This window comes from Eubacterium sp. AF36-5BH, assembly GCF_003460505.1.
Classification (GTDB): domain Bacteria; phylum Bacillota; class Clostridia; order Lachnospirales; family Lachnospiraceae; genus Eubacterium_G.
In genome coordinates, this window is the sequence record NZ_QTVG01000002.1 from 87,868 (window position 1) to 105,044 (window position 17,177).

Annotated in this window: 16 protein-coding genes and 1 tRNA gene; 12 read left to right on the plus strand and 5 right to left on the minus strand. The window is 33.0% G+C overall.

Annotated elements, in window-relative coordinates; genetic code table 11:
- Positions 1-13 precede the first annotated feature (13 nt).
- A complete protein-coding gene (locus DW006_RS01900) occupies positions 14-691 on the plus strand; it encodes a hypothetical protein (protein WP_117998802.1) in 678 nt (225 codons plus the stop codon).
- Between the two features lie 238 nt (positions 692-929).
- Entirely contained in the window at positions 930-1,451 is a 522-nt protein-coding gene (locus tag DW006_RS01905) for a hypothetical protein (protein WP_117998803.1), read from the plus strand.
- Between the two features lie 34 nt (positions 1,452-1,485).
- Here DW006_RS01905 and DW006_RS01910 read toward each other — a convergent pair whose 3' ends face one another.
- Both DW006_RS01910 and DW006_RS01915 read right to left on the minus strand, forming a co-directional pair.
- Complete coding sequence (locus DW006_RS01910) at positions 1,486-3,078, minus strand: HAMP domain-containing sensor histidine kinase (protein WP_199521867.1); 1,593 nt, start codon at positions 3,076-3,078, stop codon at positions 1,486-1,488.
- A complete protein-coding gene (locus tag DW006_RS01915) occupies positions 3,066-3,737 on the minus strand; it encodes a response regulator transcription factor (protein WP_158561037.1) in 672 nt (223 codons plus the stop codon). Before DW006_RS01915 ends, DW006_RS01910 begins: the two co-directional genes overlap by 13 nt.
- 298 nt (positions 3,738-4,035) lie before the next feature.
- Here DW006_RS01915 and DW006_RS01920 point away from each other — a divergent pair, with 298 nt between their 5' ends.
- Complete coding sequence (locus DW006_RS01920) at positions 4,036-4,221, plus strand: hypothetical protein (RefSeq protein WP_117998806.1); 186 nt, start codon at positions 4,036-4,038, stop codon at positions 4,219-4,221.
- A 47-nt stretch (positions 4,222-4,268) separates the two neighbouring features.
- Positions 4,269-4,547, plus strand: coding sequence for a hypothetical protein (locus tag DW006_RS01925; protein ID WP_147337628.1), 279 nt, complete (start codon positions 4,269-4,271; stop codon positions 4,545-4,547).
- Between the two features lie 765 nt (positions 4,548-5,312).
- Here DW006_RS01925 and DW006_RS12130 read toward each other — a convergent pair.
- Positions 5,313-6,995 (minus strand): hypothetical protein, encoded by a 1,683-nt coding sequence (locus DW006_RS12130; RefSeq protein WP_199521868.1) that lies wholly within the window; start codon positions 6,993-6,995, stop codon positions 5,313-5,315.
- 337 nt (positions 6,996-7,332) lie between these two features.
- Positions 7,333-7,404, minus strand: a tRNA-Gly gene (locus tag DW006_RS01935).
- 334 nt (positions 7,405-7,738) lie between these two features.
- Here DW006_RS01935 and DW006_RS01940 point away from each other — a divergent pair.
- A complete protein-coding gene (locus DW006_RS01940) occupies positions 7,739-8,275 on the plus strand; it encodes a phosphatase PAP2 family protein (protein ID WP_117998808.1) in 537 nt (178 codons plus the stop codon).
- Between the two features lie 167 nt (positions 8,276-8,442).
- Positions 8,443-8,853: an RrF2 family transcriptional regulator gene (locus DW006_RS01945; protein WP_117998809.1), complete on the plus strand. Its 411-nt coding sequence runs from the start codon at positions 8,443-8,445 to the stop codon at positions 8,851-8,853.
- Positions 8,854-8,946: 93 nt separating this feature from the next.
- Here DW006_RS01945 and DW006_RS01950 read toward each other — a convergent pair whose 3' ends face one another.
- Positions 8,947-9,684, minus strand: a complete 738-nt coding sequence (locus DW006_RS01950; RefSeq protein WP_117998810.1) for a cell wall hydrolase — start codon at positions 9,682-9,684, stop codon at positions 8,947-8,949.
- Between the two features lie 477 nt (positions 9,685-10,161).
- Here DW006_RS01950 and nifS point away from each other — a divergent pair, with 477 nt between their 5' ends.
- The 6 genes from nifS (at position 10,162) to DW006_RS01980 (ending at position 17,120) form a co-directional block, all read left to right on the plus strand.
- Complete coding sequence (gene nifS / locus DW006_RS01955; RefSeq protein WP_117998811.1) at positions 10,162-11,343, plus strand: cysteine desulfurase NifS; 1,182 nt, start codon at positions 10,162-10,164, stop codon at positions 11,341-11,343.
- Between the two features lie 62 nt (positions 11,344-11,405).
- Positions 11,406-11,792: a Fe-S cluster assembly scaffold protein NifU gene (nifU, locus tag DW006_RS01960; protein WP_022164753.1), complete on the plus strand. Its 387-nt coding sequence runs from the start codon at positions 11,406-11,408 to the stop codon at positions 11,790-11,792.
- A 225-nt stretch (positions 11,793-12,017) separates the two neighbouring features.
- Positions 12,018-12,932, plus strand: coding sequence for a quinolinate synthase NadA (gene nadA, locus DW006_RS01965; RefSeq protein ID WP_117998812.1), 915 nt, complete (start codon positions 12,018-12,020; stop codon positions 12,930-12,932).
- A gap of 94 nt (positions 12,933-13,026) precedes the next feature.
- Positions 13,027-14,115 carry a tRNA 2-thiouridine(34) synthase MnmA gene (gene mnmA / locus DW006_RS01970; protein ID WP_117998813.1) on the plus strand — a complete coding sequence of 363 codons (1,089 nt, stop codon included), beginning with the start codon at positions 13,027-13,029 and terminating at the stop codon, positions 14,113-14,115.
- A gap of 584 nt (positions 14,116-14,699) precedes the next feature.
- Positions 14,700-15,632 carry a cysteine synthase A gene (gene cysK / locus DW006_RS01975; RefSeq protein WP_117998986.1) on the plus strand — a complete coding sequence of 311 codons (933 nt, stop codon included), beginning with the start codon at positions 14,700-14,702 and terminating at the stop codon, positions 15,630-15,632.
- 198 nt (positions 15,633-15,830) lie between these two features.
- Positions 15,831-17,120 carry an O-acetylhomoserine aminocarboxypropyltransferase/cysteine synthase family protein gene (locus tag DW006_RS01980; protein ID WP_117998814.1) on the plus strand — a complete coding sequence of 430 codons (1,290 nt, stop codon included), beginning with the start codon at positions 15,831-15,833 and terminating at the stop codon, positions 17,118-17,120.
- Positions 17,121-17,177: the final 57 nt, after the last annotated feature.

Genomic DNA, 17,177 nt, shown 5'->3' on the forward strand with positions numbered 1-17,177 from the left:
AAGGAGAATGATTATGAGCAAAACAGAACAATTAGATAATTTATTTGATGAATGGAGAAGGAAGCAGGCAGATGAATGGCAACAATGGAATGAAGGGAAGAAGGACAAGAGTAGCTATTTAAAAAGGTATATGGAACATGAGAATCTGAAAAAAATCAATCCGGCTAAATCATTTACTCCAGATGGAATAATAGATAAAGAGGCTTGGAATAATGGAAAGAAAATACTGTTCATATTGAAAGAGGCAAATGGTCAATGGATGCTTGACGAAAACTTAGAAGATAATACTGTAGAAATAGATAATGGTGAGTTTTGGTTTAGAAAAATTGTTATAGATAATATAAATCATAATATTAAAAGAAAGTTAACCAAATTATCATTTGAAAAATTTGGTGAGAGTGAATTGAAAGCGGTTGCATACATGAATATAAATAAAAGAGGAGGTGCAAAATCAGAGTTAAAGAGTGTTTTAAATGAGTACATTAATGAGTATAAGGAGTATATAAAAAGGGAAATAGAAATAATTGCACCCGAAAAAATATGTATTTGTTGTGGAAAAAATAAAGCTTATGTAAGTACTCTTGAGGAAATAATTCAGGAGTTGGAGTGTAAGCCGAAAGTAGAAAAATATTATCATCCTGCAGCTAGGATAAAATGGGAAAAATATAAAGAAGGTATTGATAATATATAATCACAAATCATAAAAGCACAAACAAAAACAAAGAACAAAGGAGATTATTTAAATGATGAAAGATGAAAAAGAAAATATTTTTGAATTAGAATGTCATTGGGATACTTTATTGGAAGATTTATATGAATGTGAAGAGTTTGATTACGAATTTTTTTAAAAGTTAGCGGTTAAAACTTTTGCTATATTATTTCCTTATCATTAGAAAGAGAAAATCTCGGAGGACATTATACAGATAATATTGAAAATTAATCAATTTGCAAACTTTCCGGTTGGTGGAATATCGACAGAGTATGAGGCAACTCAAATGGTTGCTATGGAATTTTGCAATCAAATATCAAATGCGTGGGTTATGATTGATGATAAGTATGATGAAAACTACTTTGCAGTATTGTGTGAAAATGGAGATGCTAATCCTGACAAATCTATAATAGAAGAAATGTATTTGCCAAACAGAATGAAACTTTTAGGATTTTCGGATGCAGCTATTAGAAAAATAGAAAATTTTATGTTTTCAAAAAATGGGAAAGGTGAAGATATTGAGTCGGGGGCTATAGTGAATGTTATCATAGAAGAATTCTACGATAATGAAACACCTGTATTGGAAAGATATTATAAGTTGTTAATGATTTTAGATGACGATTTTCTTTGTGCTGAAGATATAGCAGGAATTGAAGAAAAAGTGCTTGCATTGTTAAGACAGGATGGAAAATTATCAGCCAATCAATTATCGATGTCAATTAAAACCAATGCCTATAGGTGAAAAAAATATAGACATTGGAATTGTGTGTGGTCGTTTATTTAGTTTTAAACCAAAATGTAGTAAGCTCTTTATTGCTGTTACATCCATATTCAAAATGGTGTAGCATTAATATATTTTTGGCAATTGACAGACCAATACCGGAGCTACCAAGGCGGTTATGTTTTTTGAGTTCTGTTTTGTAGAAAACATCCCATATTTTTTCGATTTGAGTTTTATTAATCATTTCACCATCATTAGAGACGGAAAGGCTAACACCTTTGCTTGATTTTTCAACGTTAATAATGATTTGATTTGTTGCGTGTTTAATAGCATTCGTAACAAAGTTTTGAATCACTGTTTTTATCATTTCAAGATCAGCATCAATTAATATTTCTGATTCATTATGTTTAAAATTAATATCTAAATTTGACTCAGCTATAATTAGACGTAACGAATTGATAACAGCATTAGTAAGACTGACTAAATCGATAGTCTCAAAATTAAGTGGGCGTTTGTTGGCTTCCAGTCTTGATAATTCAAGAAAATCGGTTACCAAATCACTTAGTTTATCTACTTCATTATTGATTTTTGTGCTGTATAGTGGTTTGTCTTCATCTTCTATATAGTCCCAGTTTTCTGTGTATGATTTAATTAATGCAAGTGGTGTCTTAAATTCGTGTGCAACACCGCTGGTAAAATTATTACGCATTTGGTCATATTTTTCCTGTTGTTTAATAGTCTTGTTAATTAGTATGTTGATTATAATAATTAGTACAATAGCTGCGAAAACAATCAGAACAATTCCTAACAATAATTCTTTTACAGCCATTTCAAACGGGTGGATAACCGTAGCACTGTACACATTGTAGTACCCCATGCCATTGTTGTGCTTGTCTTTTAAAATTATTGTTGTTTTAAAGATGTTTTTGTTTTCATATTCTACATTATCATCACTGGTAGGATTTTTTATAACGTCGTAAACAAGAGTTTTGGCTTCGTTATTAACTACATTTTTATTAGAAAATCTGTCATTGGCTAAGAGATAGTACCCATTTATTTTATAATCAATCTTTTTTGCATCAGATGGCACATTGTTATTTGATAAAGTTAGAGTATGTTTTTTTTCATGACTCAAACATTCAAATGTGATTTTTTCCGGATAAATAAAAGATTCATCTTCATATCCTTTGATGTGAACTTTTTCGGTAGAGTTGATGTAGTGTAATAAATCGTATTTGATAGAATGTTCATCAACTTGTCCACCTAAAAGAATATATTTTTGAGTATCGTTAGTTTCGTTATCAACAATAAGCATATTCTGTGTGTTAGCTAAAACGTTCCCATTTAAATTCGTAAGGACTGCATAAAAGCCAATATGATAATTAAGTCTTGCATTAGATAATTCTCTGTAAAAATAAGAACTTGCTGTTCTATCATCTTTCTTTTGGTCTAGTGCAAGAGTAGCTCTATAGGCTTTGTCTGCTCTGGTGCAATATTCATTATACATATCGGTAAGATAATCATCTTGAATTTCTATTGCCTTATATAGTGTCAAACTAAGACTGCCTAATATTGCTGCAACAAATATCATAACTGTTAATTTTACTTTTAAACGTTTGTAGTGATTTTTCATTATTATTGCCTCCAAATATATCCACCTTTTATAATTGTATGAATATAATGGTTTTCCTCTCCAAGTATTGCTCTAAGTTTTTTTACATGAGTGTCAACGGCTCTGTCATAACCTTCATAATCATAACCCCATACAGCATCAAGAATCTGGGTTCGACTAAGTACCTGATTTTTATTGTCAATAAAGTACATTAGAAGCTCATATTCTTTTGGAGCAATGGAAATGACTTTTTTATTTACTGTCACAATACGTCTGGCAGGCTCGATTTGAATATTGCCAATTGTTATTAAACCTTTTTTGATTGTAAGACCATGGTATCTTTTTACCAATGAATTAATTTTCGCCATAAGTATTGGCATGGAAAATGGCTTGGTAACATATTCATCTGCTCCAATTTCATAGCCTTGAATAACATCCTGTTCTTTACCTAGTGCGGTAAGAAAGATAACAGGCACATCATATTTTGTTCTAATGTATTGACAAACCTGCCTGCCATCAATTTCAGGCATCATAATGTCTAATACAATAATATCAAATACATTTTTATCAACTGCGGCTATTGCCTCGGCACCATTTTTGGCAGTGATTACATCAAATCCGTTTCGTTCTAAATATTTTTTTGTAATGTCCCGTAAACCTTGCTCGTCATCTGCTAACAATACTTTGTAAACCATATATATTCTCCTTACAGTTGAAACAATAATTAATTCATGTGTATTCTTTATGTACATAATAACATAAATAAAAAAATTTTGATGAATAGGATAAATGATTTGCGATAAGTTTTACATAAAAACTTGGTTGAACAATTTGTTACAATATAGTTGAAGAGAAAACGAAAGCTAGATGTAATCTAGCCTCTGGCAGTATGCAAAATTTACAAAGTAGTGCTACATTTACCAGGTATGGGCATTACTTTTCAGCATTAGTAGTAGCTGATAAAGGGCATGACAAAAGGAGGAATGAAAGAATATGAGTGAAATGTTTGAATATGATGGAGTACAGTATACAAAAGAACAATGTAATCAAATAACTTCTGAATTTTTTAATCCAATTCTTTTAAATCAGTATCCTTTTGTTCATGCGGGGATGACTGTTAGAGATTATCTGGAAGAAAAACAATACTATTTAAATCATTGTAAAGAAGTTCGCAATTGAACATATAAGCCGTTGTGGAAACAAAAATAGATGGAGAGTGAATGTATATGATGAAAAAACAAAGTGATTGGGCTTCATATGTAATGATGGAAGAACCTTTTTGGCGAAATGATATGACCCCGGAAGAATTCGAATTAGAGCGTGCATATCTTGTAAATATATATAGTAGGGGAATAAAGGCTAAAATTAATTATAAACCACTTTGGTATCAAGGGAAAAAGGTTAATTATGATTCATCACAGGATTTTATGGAAATTGTAGAGCTTGCAGGTAAAATAGCACATATGACAGATGACGAATTAGAAAAGATTATTATTGATGTATAAACATAATATTATTAAATGCTAAAAAGAAAGGTATAATATGGAAGTAGATACTTTAAAAAAAGATGTTTTGGGGATTCACATGGGCTCTCGCCAGAAGCGTTGGAGGAGAGTGTGAAAAAAGCAGATGAGGAAAGTAAGAATTTAAAAGAATGGCCAGAGGATTGATATAATCTAGTTATCGAAAAAAGATTAGGTGCTCCTAAATTTTTTATTTAAATTTATGCAACGCAAAATGCAACGCAAACGGTTTCAAATACAAGAAAAGCCCTTTAAATAAGGGCAAAAAAACGCGAGGCGGGTTGCGGGTGTCCAGTGGACACCTCTGACGAAGTCAGAAGCAACGACCGAGGCGGAAGCCGAGAAATTGAACCGTCGATTCTAAGGTCAGCCTCGATATTACAATAAAAAAGGCACCTGTTAAGGTACCCATTTTATTGCAAAAAAAAGAAGCGTGAGACGGGGATCGAACCCTAAAGTGAATCAATCAGAGTAGAGCATACAGTTTTTCTTATCTTATGAACAGACCGATATTTAATGTTTGTATTATCACATAAAGTTATCAAACGTTTTTCAAAAATTCAAGGTCGAACAAATTTATCATTAACTAAGAACATAAATGAATCCATTGAAATATCATTTTGTGTGTAGTAGAACTGCAATTCTTGAGGTAACGTTTTGTCATATGGCTGTTTGTCTATTTCAAAGCATTAAAAAAGAAGAGAAAACCGGATTTTGGCTTTCCCTCCTTTTTAACTGTTTATAATTTTATTTTTTTATCTTAACCTGCTTTGGCTTTGACCATTTGCCCTGATAAGTTTTCTTTCCTTTGACAACAATGGCTTTTGCTCTTGCATACAATTTTTTAGCCTTTTTAAACTTGCTATTTGATACACTATATGTCAATTTCTTAGTTGTTTTTGTCACTATTGTCTTTTTAAACTTCTTATCTTTTGCAATCTGTACTTTGTACTTGGTTGCACCATTAACTCTCTTCAATGTAAGACTTATTTTCTTAGCATTTTTCTTTTTAATTGCTTTTTTAACAACTGCCTTTCCAACCTTTACAGATGATTTTTTTGTAGTCTGACTTGGTTGTTTTTTAGTTGTTGTTTGTGCATTTGTATTTGAATCCTGTGGCCTTGTAGTTGTTGGTTCTGCAGTAGTTGTTGGTTCTGCAGTAGTTGTTGGTTCTGCAGTAGTTATTGGTTCTGCAGTAGTTGTTGGTTCTGCAGTAGTTGTTGGATTTGCAGTAGTTGTTGGATTTGTAGTTGGTTCCTCGTATTCTGAATATGCAGGATCTGCAAGTTCTGCAGGTGTTTTTCCTGAGAGTCCAGGGTCTGCCTTAATTGACACAGTTTTCTTTAATCCAAATGATTCTACATTGTTACTTGTATACTGTGATCTTACTTCTACTTCATATGTACCTGTCGCAAGTCTGTTTTCATAGTAACTTGCCACATTCCCATTGATTCCTACCTTAATACAAACACCATCTACAAAAAGATTCAATCTCTGACCTGTTAAATCTGCCACATCAGACCATGCAATAGTAAATCCATAGTCTATACCTTCTGTTAAAATTGAAAGTCCAAGTGGTAATGTTGGCTGATTTGGTTTGTCAAATGACTGTGCATTATCTATAACCTCACCTTTAACAGTAACCTTTGATGACTGACCAAATGATGGTGCCGCCAAAGCTGACTCTCTGCCTTCTGCATCCACTGCTGATAAATATGCCAGATATTCACCTGATGATACACTTTCCAATATAACATTTGATTTGGTAATTCCATCTACATATACACGTCTGTAAGGTGTACCTGTCTTTGCATCAAATAAATATAAATTGTAACCTACAACTGATGAATCTGCTGATGGAATACTTGCTTCTGATGATGGTGCCCATGCAACACCTAATTTATTGTCTGCCTGCGCCGGATTGTCAGCAGGAACTTCCGGATTTCCTGTAATATAACTTAATCCTGCCGGTGTTTTTGGACCTATGCAATCAACAGGATATGTGTAATTAAGAGTTGCTCCTGTTACTGTAAAGCTAACTTTTTCTGATAATGTTCCCTCACCCATGCTGTTTACATTTGCAGCCTGCGCTGTATATGAACCTGCTGGAAGTCCACCTACTACACCGCCTTTTGTAGCATTGCCAATCTTTGTAACTAACTCTCCATCCTTGTAAATGTAAATGACTGTTGCTGTAACTGTTGGATCATATCCAGCTACATTTGCTGGGTCATCGGCTCCTGCCCATGCAAACATAATTGCATTTTCAATTGTATCCGAACCACTTTTGCTAACAGCAACAAGTCCTATTACTTCCTTAGGTAGTGATGTTGCTGCTGCACTTACATTGCTTGTTGGATAGTATGTAATCGAAGATACTAACATTGCAATGGCACAAATAATCGCACCAAATTTCTTTAATCTTTTCATTTCATAAACCTCTCTTTCATTTGATTAAATATACATTGTAATTATACACTTATAAAAAGTTATGTGTTAGTATCTTATTTTTATATAAGGGATTAATTTTTTAGAAAAGTGTTTTAATTTTAAGATTTTTCATATATATGTACAAACACAAAAAAGTCCTAAAAATGGCAAAAAAAGTACGAGACGTGTTGCGGGTGTCCTGTGGACACCTCTGACGGAGTCAGAAGCAACGACCTAGGCGTCAGCCGAGAAATCGAACCTTCGAGCCTGAACTCAGGCTAGATTTTGCAATAAAAAAGGGCACCTGTTAAGGTACCCATTTTATTGCAAAAAAAGAAGCGCGAGACGGGGATCGAACCCGCGGCCCCCTCCTTGGCAAGGAGGTGCTCCACCACTGAGCCACTCGCGCATTGCTTACTGTGTGATGTCTTGTGTGTCACACGCAAGATATATGATACAGTATGAATTAACTTTTGTCAACAAAAAAATCAAAAAAAATTAAAAAAATTTACAACCACTATTTTACTAATAAATCATACCAAAAAACAAATACAAAACATACACAGAAATTAACATAATGATATACATTAAATATAATTGCAAATATTAAACATTTTGATTTGAATTTAAACAAAAACTAAAATCCTATAAAAATAATAGAAAAAATATAAATGAAAATAGACAAAAGCAGGGGATTGTGTTTTAATAGTAGTGTTGTAAAAAAAGAGAAGTGAGGTCGGCTTATGGCAATTGATTGGACCATATTAGACGGTATACAAAAGATATTTGGTGGAAGTTTTATGGACTGGCTGATGCCAAAGATAACGGTACTTGGAAATGGTGGCATTGTCTGGATTATAATTGCAGTATGCCTAATATTGACTAAAAAACATCGTAAAGCAGGCTTTTTAGTTTTAATAGGAATGTTACTGGGGCTTATAATAGGAAATGGCATCCTAAAGAATGTAATAGCCAGATCAAGACCATGTTGGATTAATAAGGATTGGCAGATGCTTATTAGCATACCAAAGGATTATTCGTTCCCATCAGGTCACACACAGGCTTCAGTGATTGCGGCAACAATTCTTACTTTATATAAGAAAAAATGGGGTATAGTTGTTATACCACTTACAGTTATCATAGCATTTTCAAGACTATATTTATATGTGCATTTTCCAACCGATGTGTTAGGTGGAGCATTGCTTGGTTTAATAATAGGCTTGTTTACATACTATGTAGGAAATAAGATTATTGAAGCAAGAATATATAGTAAGAAGTAATTAAATGATTCAAAAAATGAGATAATTCTGAAACTGTAAAGAGAAGTGTAGATTCGAAAACTAAGGACGCTGGTATAAGTATTATGCAGAAAAATAGGCATTATATTTAACAAAATAAATATAAAAAGAAAACATTAAAATATATAACACATAAAGAGGGCAGAAAAATGAAGATTTCAACAAAAGGAAGATATGCATTGAGAGTTATGATTGATTTAGCACAAAATGCAGATGGAAAATATATTTCCTTAAAGGATGTGGCAGAAAGACAGCAGATTTCCATGAAATATTTGGAAATGATAGTTTCGCTACTTCATAAAGGAGGTATGGTTAATAGTTTAAGAGGAAAGTCAGGTGGATACAAATTAGCAAAAACACCGGCTGAATATAAAGTTGGTGATATTATCAAATTAGCTGAAGGTTCACTGGCACCGGTTACCTGTTTAGAAGAAGGTGAAATATGCGAAAGAGCAGAGCAGTGTGTAACACTTCCCCTTTGGCAGAAATTAGATTCAGTTATAAATGATTATCTTGATAGTGTAACTTTAGAAGATGTAATTGAAAAGAAAATTTCTTAAAAGAAGAATCAGATACATTAAGAATAAAAAATTAAGAATAAAAAATTAAAAATAAGCAACAAAAAAACATCCATTGGATGTTTTTTTTGTTGCTTATTTAAATTGATGACTTTGAATTGATAATCTCGCACCACTTACATATCCACTAAAGAATAAGTAGCTTGACATATTAATAGTCTGTTTCTTATATCTTACATTCTTATCACCGTTAAGAGTTCTCTTTGCTGCTGTGATACAACTTTTATTTAAAGATTTGTTATCGTACAATGCTAATGATCTTTTTAATGAACCATTTCTAACAGGACCGAACTGATAAGGCTGATAAATAACACCATTTAATGAGTTTGGATAACTTTTAGATTTTACACGGTTCATAATAACAATACCAACAGCCTTTTTTCCGGCGAAACATTCAGCACCGGCTTCGCTATAAATAATAGCAGACATTAATCTTAACTGTTTCTTTGTGTAATTATTTTTTACTTTAATATTAATAGTAGCGTATGTTTTCTGATTTGCATTTGAAATCAATGTAACTACAGAAGAACCTTTTTTAACACCTCTTATAACACCTGTTGCTGAAACAGTGGCAACTCTTGGGTTGCTTGATGTTATTGTGTAATTCTTCATTTTTTTTCTCTTTATCTTAAGTAATTTGTATGCTTTTACATTTTTGTTTACTTTTACTGTTTGTGTGGCTGTTACTTGAGTAGTGGATGCTGTCTGCTGAACTATTGTCTGCTGTGTAGGTTCAGCCGCTTTAACAGTCATAGTGCTTACTGCACATGATGTAAAAAGTAAAAGTGCTAAACTTAAAAATCTCTTTTTCAAAATAACCTCCAAATTTGTTACAAATTTATTACATTTGTCTCACGGATGTCAATTATGCCGTAAAATTTGTAATTTGTCAAGGTTATTCATGTAATAATAATGCCATATTCCAGTAATTTCCTAATAATTATTTACTTATTTTAGGAGGATATTTGGGTATGCTCAAAGTAAACTTACCTTATACAAACCTATAATAAATATATAAACAAGGGTAGATTAGGTCATTTTTCACTATAATTTGTCACTAAGAATATTTTACAGAAAAATGTCAAAAATAAAGATTAAAAAAATCCTATTAACCTTATATATTACATTGGGAAAAGAATTGTAAAAAAATAAAAAATGTGTAGAATATATAGAGAAAAGGTTATTCCTATAAGAAACAAAGGAAAAAGTTTTGAAAAGGTATTTACAAATTTTGAATAAGGCTATATAATTCCTAGTGAATTAATAGGAATTAATAAGGAGGAAAGTATTATGTATATATACGCAGATAATGCAGCAACAACTAAAATTAGTAAATCAGCACTTGATGCGATGATTAAAACAAATGAAGAAGCTTACGGAAATCCATCCAGCTTACATAGCGTTGGACAGAAGGCTAAGGAAGTTTTGGAACAGGCGAGAGTTGATATAGCTAAGTGCATTGGTGCGGACTTTAAAGAAATATATTTCACATCAGGCGGAAGCGAAGCTGACAATCAGGCAATTATTTCAGCTGCTAAACTTGGTGCATTAAGAAATAAGAAACATATTATTTCTACAAAAATTGAACATCATGGAGTTCTTCATACTTTAAATAAATTAGAAAAAGAAGGATTTGAAATTACGTTATTAGATGTGCCTGAAAACGGTGTTGTTAATGTAGAAGATGTTGAAAATGCAATTAGAGAAGATACAGCATTGGTTACAATTATGTTTGCCAACAATGAAATCGGAACATTACAGCCAATTAAGGAAATCGGTGCAGTTTGTAAGAAACATAGTGTTGTTTTCCATACAGATGCAGTTCAGGCAGCAGGTCATGTTAAGATTGATGTAAATGAATTAAACATAGACATGCTCTCAATTTCAGGTCACAAATTCCATGGACCAAAGGGTGTAGGTGTTTTATTTGCGAGAAAAACTGTTCCACTTACTAATGTAATAGAAGGTGGCGCTCAGGAAAGAGGTAAGCGAGCTGGTACAGAAAATCTTCCGGGAATCGTAGGAATGGCAGTAGCTTTACAGGAAGCTTGTGCTAATATGGAAGAAAATGCAAAGAAGGAAACAGCTTTAAGAGACAGATTGATCAAAGGTTTATCAGAAATTGAATATTCAATGTTAAATGGTGATCATGAGAAGAGACTTCCAGGTAATGTAAATTACATTTTTGAAGGTATTGAAGGTGAATCTCTTCTATTATTATTAGATGCAAGAGGTATTGCAGCTTCATCAGGTTCTGCATGTACATCAGGCTCACTTGATCCAAGCCATGTATTACTTGCAATTGGAAGACCTCATGAGATTGCTCATGGTTCACTTAGACTTACAATTACTGCTGAAAATACAGAAGAAGAAATCGACTACATTGTTGAAAAAACAAAAGAAGTAGTTGCTTACTTAAGAAGTATTTCACCGGTATGGTCAAGAATGATGGAAGAAAAGAACAACAAATAAAGTACATTAATATATATTGTGATTAGATGCAAAAGCAATTTTGTATTGAAAGGAGATTTAATATGTTATATAGTGAGAAAGTAATGGATCATTTCATGAATCCTAGAAATGTAGGAACAATCGACGACGCAGACGGTGTTGGAGAAGTAGGAAACGCTAAATGTGGCGATATAATGAAAATATTTATAAAAGTAGATAATGATATTATTTCAGATGTAAAATTTCAGACATTTGGATGTGGTTCAGCTATTGCAAGTAGCTCAATGGCAACAGAATTAATTAAGGGAAAACCATTAAGTCAGGCACTTGAGCTTACAAACAAGGCTGTGGCTGAAGCATTAGATGGTTTGCCAGCACACAAACTTCACTGTTCAGTATTAGCTGAAGAAGCTATTAAGGCAGCTATTGAAGATTATCAGAAGAAAAAAGAAGCTGGAGAAGTAAAATAATTTTATTAATTCTCTTGCATTCTAGGTTGTTGTGTGATTAAATAAAGAGTCGATTGTCAAGACAGAGGCTGGCATAATTTATACGGTTGATACGCATTTATGCCTGACACCCATTGGGTGTGATGTGCAGGATGCCACTGGCTATGTTTTGGCGTATGAAGATTGACTGATTTTACAAGCTTATAATTCATAAGATTAAAAACAAAAAAGGATTGGAAGAGAAAAGTGAGTATTAAAGAAATTCAAGATGAAATTATTAAGTTAAAAAAAGAAAAAGATATTTGTATATTAGCCCATTGTTATCAGAATCCTGAAATTTTGGAAGTGGCAGATTTTACAGGTGACAGTTTTGGACTTTCTGTTGAAGCGGCAAAAACTGATGCAAAAACAGTTATTATGTGTGGCGTTAGATTCATGGCTGAAACAGTTAAGATTTTATCACCTGATAAGAAAGTTATTTTGTCAAATGCTGATGCAGGTTGCCCAATGGCAGAAATGATGGACAAGGACTTAATCGAACAGGTTAAGAAAAGTTATCCGGATTACACAGTTGTAGCTTACATTAATACAACAAGTGAGTTGAAGACAATATGCGATGTTTGCGTAACATCATCTTCAGCAGTTACAATTTGTAATAAGATTGAAAATGACAAGATTTTATTTATACCGGATTGTAATTTAGGTGATTGGGTTTCACAGCAGATTCCTGATAAAGAATTCAAGTTACTTTCAGGTGGTTGTCCAACTCATGCAAGAATGAGTAAGGAAGATGTGAAGAAGGCAAAAGAAAAATGGCCTAACGCACAGTTGTTAGTTCATCCTGAGTGTAAACCTGAAATTGTTGAACTTGCTGATTATGTTGGCTCAACAACAGGAATTATGAATTATGCAAGAAAAAGTGATCATAAGGAATTTATTATTGGTACAGAGAATTCTATCGTAACTCATTTACAGATGGAATGTACAGATAAGATTTTCCATCCATTGTCAAAAGATTGTGTATGCCACAATATGAAGGCAACAACTTTAACAGATGTTTTAAACTGTTGTAAGGGTATTAGTGGTGATGTAATTGAAATGGATGAAGATACAAGAATTAAAGCGAAGAAATGTATCGACAAAATGATTGAAATGGGATAAATTAAAATTAAATTAAAATAATGAGTATAAGGCTGAAATGTATTTTCAGCCTTATGTTATTATCAAAATCCTATAGAAAATTTAGGAGGAAAATATGAAAGCATTAATAGCTATGAGTGGCGGTGTTGACAGCAGCGTTGCAGCAGTTTTTATGAAAGAAAAAGGATATGATCCAATAGGCGTTACAATGAAGCTTTACGACAACGAGGATATTAATATTTCTAATGAAAAAACATGTTGTTCATTAAGTGATATTGAAGATGCAAGAAGTATTGCTTTTCAAGAAGGATTTCCATATTATGTTTTCAATTTCAAGGCACAGTTTAGAGAAAAGGTAATGGACAAGTTTGTTAATTGTTATAAATGCGGTATGACACCTAATCCATGTATTGACTGTAACAGATATTTGAAATTTGACGAGTTAGACAGAAGAGCCAAAGAGTTAGGCTGTGATGTTATCGTAACAGGTCATTATGCAAGGATCAGATTTAACGAAGAGACAGGCAAGTACGAACTTCTTAAAGGTATAGATGACTCAAAAGACCAAAGTTATGTTCTTTATTATATGACTCAGGAAGAATTAAGCAGAACAATGTTTCCTTTAGGGGAATATACAAAAGACGAAATCAGAAAGATTGCAGAAGAGCATAAACTAATTAACGCCAACAAACACGATAGTCAGGATATTTGTTTTATTCCTGACGGTAATCACATGAAGTTTATAGAAGAATATACTCATGAAAAAGTTGGCAGAGGTAATTTCCTTGATATTAATGGAAAAGTAATTGGCCATCACAATGGTTATTACAGATATACAGTAGGTCAGAGAAAAGGAATTAATGTTAATCGTGATGGAAAACATTATGTATTAGAAATCAGACCGGAAACAAATGAAGTTGTAGTTGGTAGAAATAAAGACTTGTTTGCTAATCAGTTAATCGCATCTGATTTTAACTGGATTTCAGGTGAAACTCCAACAGAGCCTATAAGAATCAGTGGTCGAACAAGATACCATCAGCCATTAACAGAAGGAACAGCAGAAGTTTTAGAAAATGGTGACGTAAAAGTTACATTTGATGAACCAATCAGAGCCATTACAAAAGGCCAGTCAGTTGTTTTATATAACGGCGATGTTGTTTTAGGTGGCGGTGCCATAGTGAAATCAATGAACAGCCAGGTATAAATTTATCAATTAAGATTAGGGCTAACACCAAAAATATAATATGTGAACAAAAAAGCAATTTCTATTTAAACTATTTTTTACAAAAACATAAAGTTTAGTAAGAAGAACAGTTTTAAGTAGAAGTTGCTTTTTTACAAAATAATTGGTGTTTTAACATAGGATTCAATATAGTAAAATAGAAAATATAAAAAACATCTTAAAACATACTAAATATATATACAATAAATATTTTTTTAAAAAAGTTAATATTTCCTATTGACATTGTAGGAAATAAGTTGTATCATTCCTATTGTAAACAAAACCTACTAAACATATAGGAAATAAAACATTTCTTATAACAAGGAATTAAAAAGGAGTAAGGTAATGAACAAGACAAAGACAGCGTATAATTACAAAATGAGAAAAACATACTGTTGTGTCAGAAGTTACATAGGAAATGCAAAGGCACGAATGTGCAGTTAATATATAATAAGAAGTAATGATTTGAGATTACCGATGAGCCAATTAAATGTAAGCCAAAAGAAAGCTAAAGGAGATATCAAATTATTGAATTAAAGTTTTATAAAAAAATGGAGGAAACAAAAATGGCAAAAGTTTACGAAAGTGCATCAGAGTTAGTTGGTAAGACACCACTACTTAAATTAAATAAATATCAGAAAAGCGTAGGAGTTAAGGACGCAAGCATTTTAGCAAAGCTTGAATATTTAAATCCTGCAGGAAGTGTTAAGGACAGAGTTGCTCTTCAGATGATTGAAGATTTAGAAGAGAGCGGACAGATTAAACCAGGAGCAACTTTAATTGAGCCAACATCAGGAAACACAGGTATTGGTATTGCAGCAGTTGCCGCATCAAAGGGATACAAAGTAGTAATTACAATTCCTGAAACAATGAGTATTGAAAGAAGAAACATTATTAAAGCATACGGTGCTGAAATTGTTTTAACAGACGGAACAAAGGGAATGAAGGGCGCAATTGCTAAGGCTGAAGAGTTAAAGGAAGCAACTCCTGGTTCAGTAATTCTTGGACAGTTTGTAAATCCTTCAAATTCTAAGGTTCATAGATTAACAACAGGACCTGAAATTTGGGAAGACACAGATGGGAAGGTTGACATTTTTGTTGCAGGCGTTGGTACAGGTGGTACTGTTACAGGTGTAGGTGAATATTTGAAATCAAAGAACCCTAACGTAAAAATTGTTGCAGTAGAACCAAAAGACAGTCCTGTTCTTTCAGAAGGCAAAGCTGGAGCACACAAGATTCAGGGTATTGGTGCAGGATTTGTTCCTGATGTACTTAATACAGAAATCTATGATGAAATTATTCCTGTATCAAATGAAGATTCTTTTGAAACAGGTAAGGCAATTGCGAAAACAGAAGGTGTTTTAGTTGGTATTTCATCAGGTGCAGCATTATTTGCAGCAAAGGAACTTGCAAAGAGACCTGAAAACAAAGGAAAAACTATTGTAGCATTATTTCCTGACTCAGGAGACAGATACTACAGCACAGCTTTATTCCAGTAGAAATTAAATAGAAATATAAAAAAATAAACCAAAGATAGAATAACAAAAGAAAACATGGCTTTATAATGACAGTAAATGTAAAGCTAGATAAAAGCACTGATTTTAGCAAAAATATATTGCAAAATAAAGAACAAAATACAATTGAATAAGAAATTATATTAAGTATAGTAAACAAGAAAAACAGATAGGAGATTTTAAATGAGCGAAAGAAATTATAGATTTGAAACATTACAGTTACACGTAGGACAGGAACAGCCGGATCCGGCAACAGATTCAAGAGCAGTACCAATTTACCAGACAACATCTTATGTATTTAAGAACTCAGCACATGCAGCAGCAAGATTTGGATTAGCTGATGCAGGTAACATTTATGGTAGATTAACAAATTCAACACAGGGTGTATTCGAAGACAGAATCGCAAAACTTGAAGGTGGTGTAGCGGGTCTTGCAGTTGCATCAGGTGCAGCAGCAATTTCATACACAATTCAGGCTTTAGCAGGAGCAGGCGAACATATTGTTGCCCAGAAGACAATTTATGGTGGTACATCAAACCTTTTAGCACATACATTACCAAACTACGGTATCACAGCTACATTTGTAGATGCTCATAACTTAGAAGAAGTTGAAGGAGCAATTCAGGGAAATACAAAGGCTATCTACCTTGAAACATTAGGAAACCCTAACAGTGATATTCCTGATCTTGATGCAATCGCTGAAATTGCACATAAGCATGGACTTCCTGTAGTAGTTGATAACACATTTGGTACACCATACCTTATTCGACCAATCGAACATGGAGTAGACATTGTTGTTCATTCAGCAACTAAGTTCATCGGTGGCCATGGAACATCACTTGGTGGTGTAATCGTTGACGGTGGTACATTTGATTGGGCTGCAAGCGGAAGATATCCTGGAATTTCAGAACCAAACCCAAGTTACCATGGCGTAAGATTTACAGAAGCAGCAGGTCCTGCAGCTTTTGCAACATACATTAGAGCAATTTTACTTAGAGATACAGGTGCAACAATTTCACCATTTAATGCTTTCTTATTACTTCAGGGTACAGAAACATTATCTCTTAGAATTGAAAGACATAACGAAAATACTAAAAAGGTTGTTGAATATTTATCAAATCATCCATTAGTTGAAAAAGTAAATCATCCATCATTACCAGATCACCCAGATCATGGGTTATATGAAAAATATTTCCCAAATGGTGGGGCAAGTATCTTTACTTTCGATATCAAGGGTGGTCAGGAAGAAGCTCATAAGTTTATTGATAATCTTCAGTTATTCTCATTACTTGCTAACGTTGCAGATGTTAAGTCATTAGTAATTCATCCTGCAACAACAACACATAGCCAGTGCACAGCTGAAGAATTAGCAGAACAGAACATTAATCCAAACACAATCAGATTATCAATTGGTACAGAAAACATTGATGATATTATTGAAGACTTAGATGAAGCATTTAGGGCACTTCAGTAATTAACATAACAATTGATTGAAAAATATATAGGCAGGCATAGACGGGAAACTGTTTAT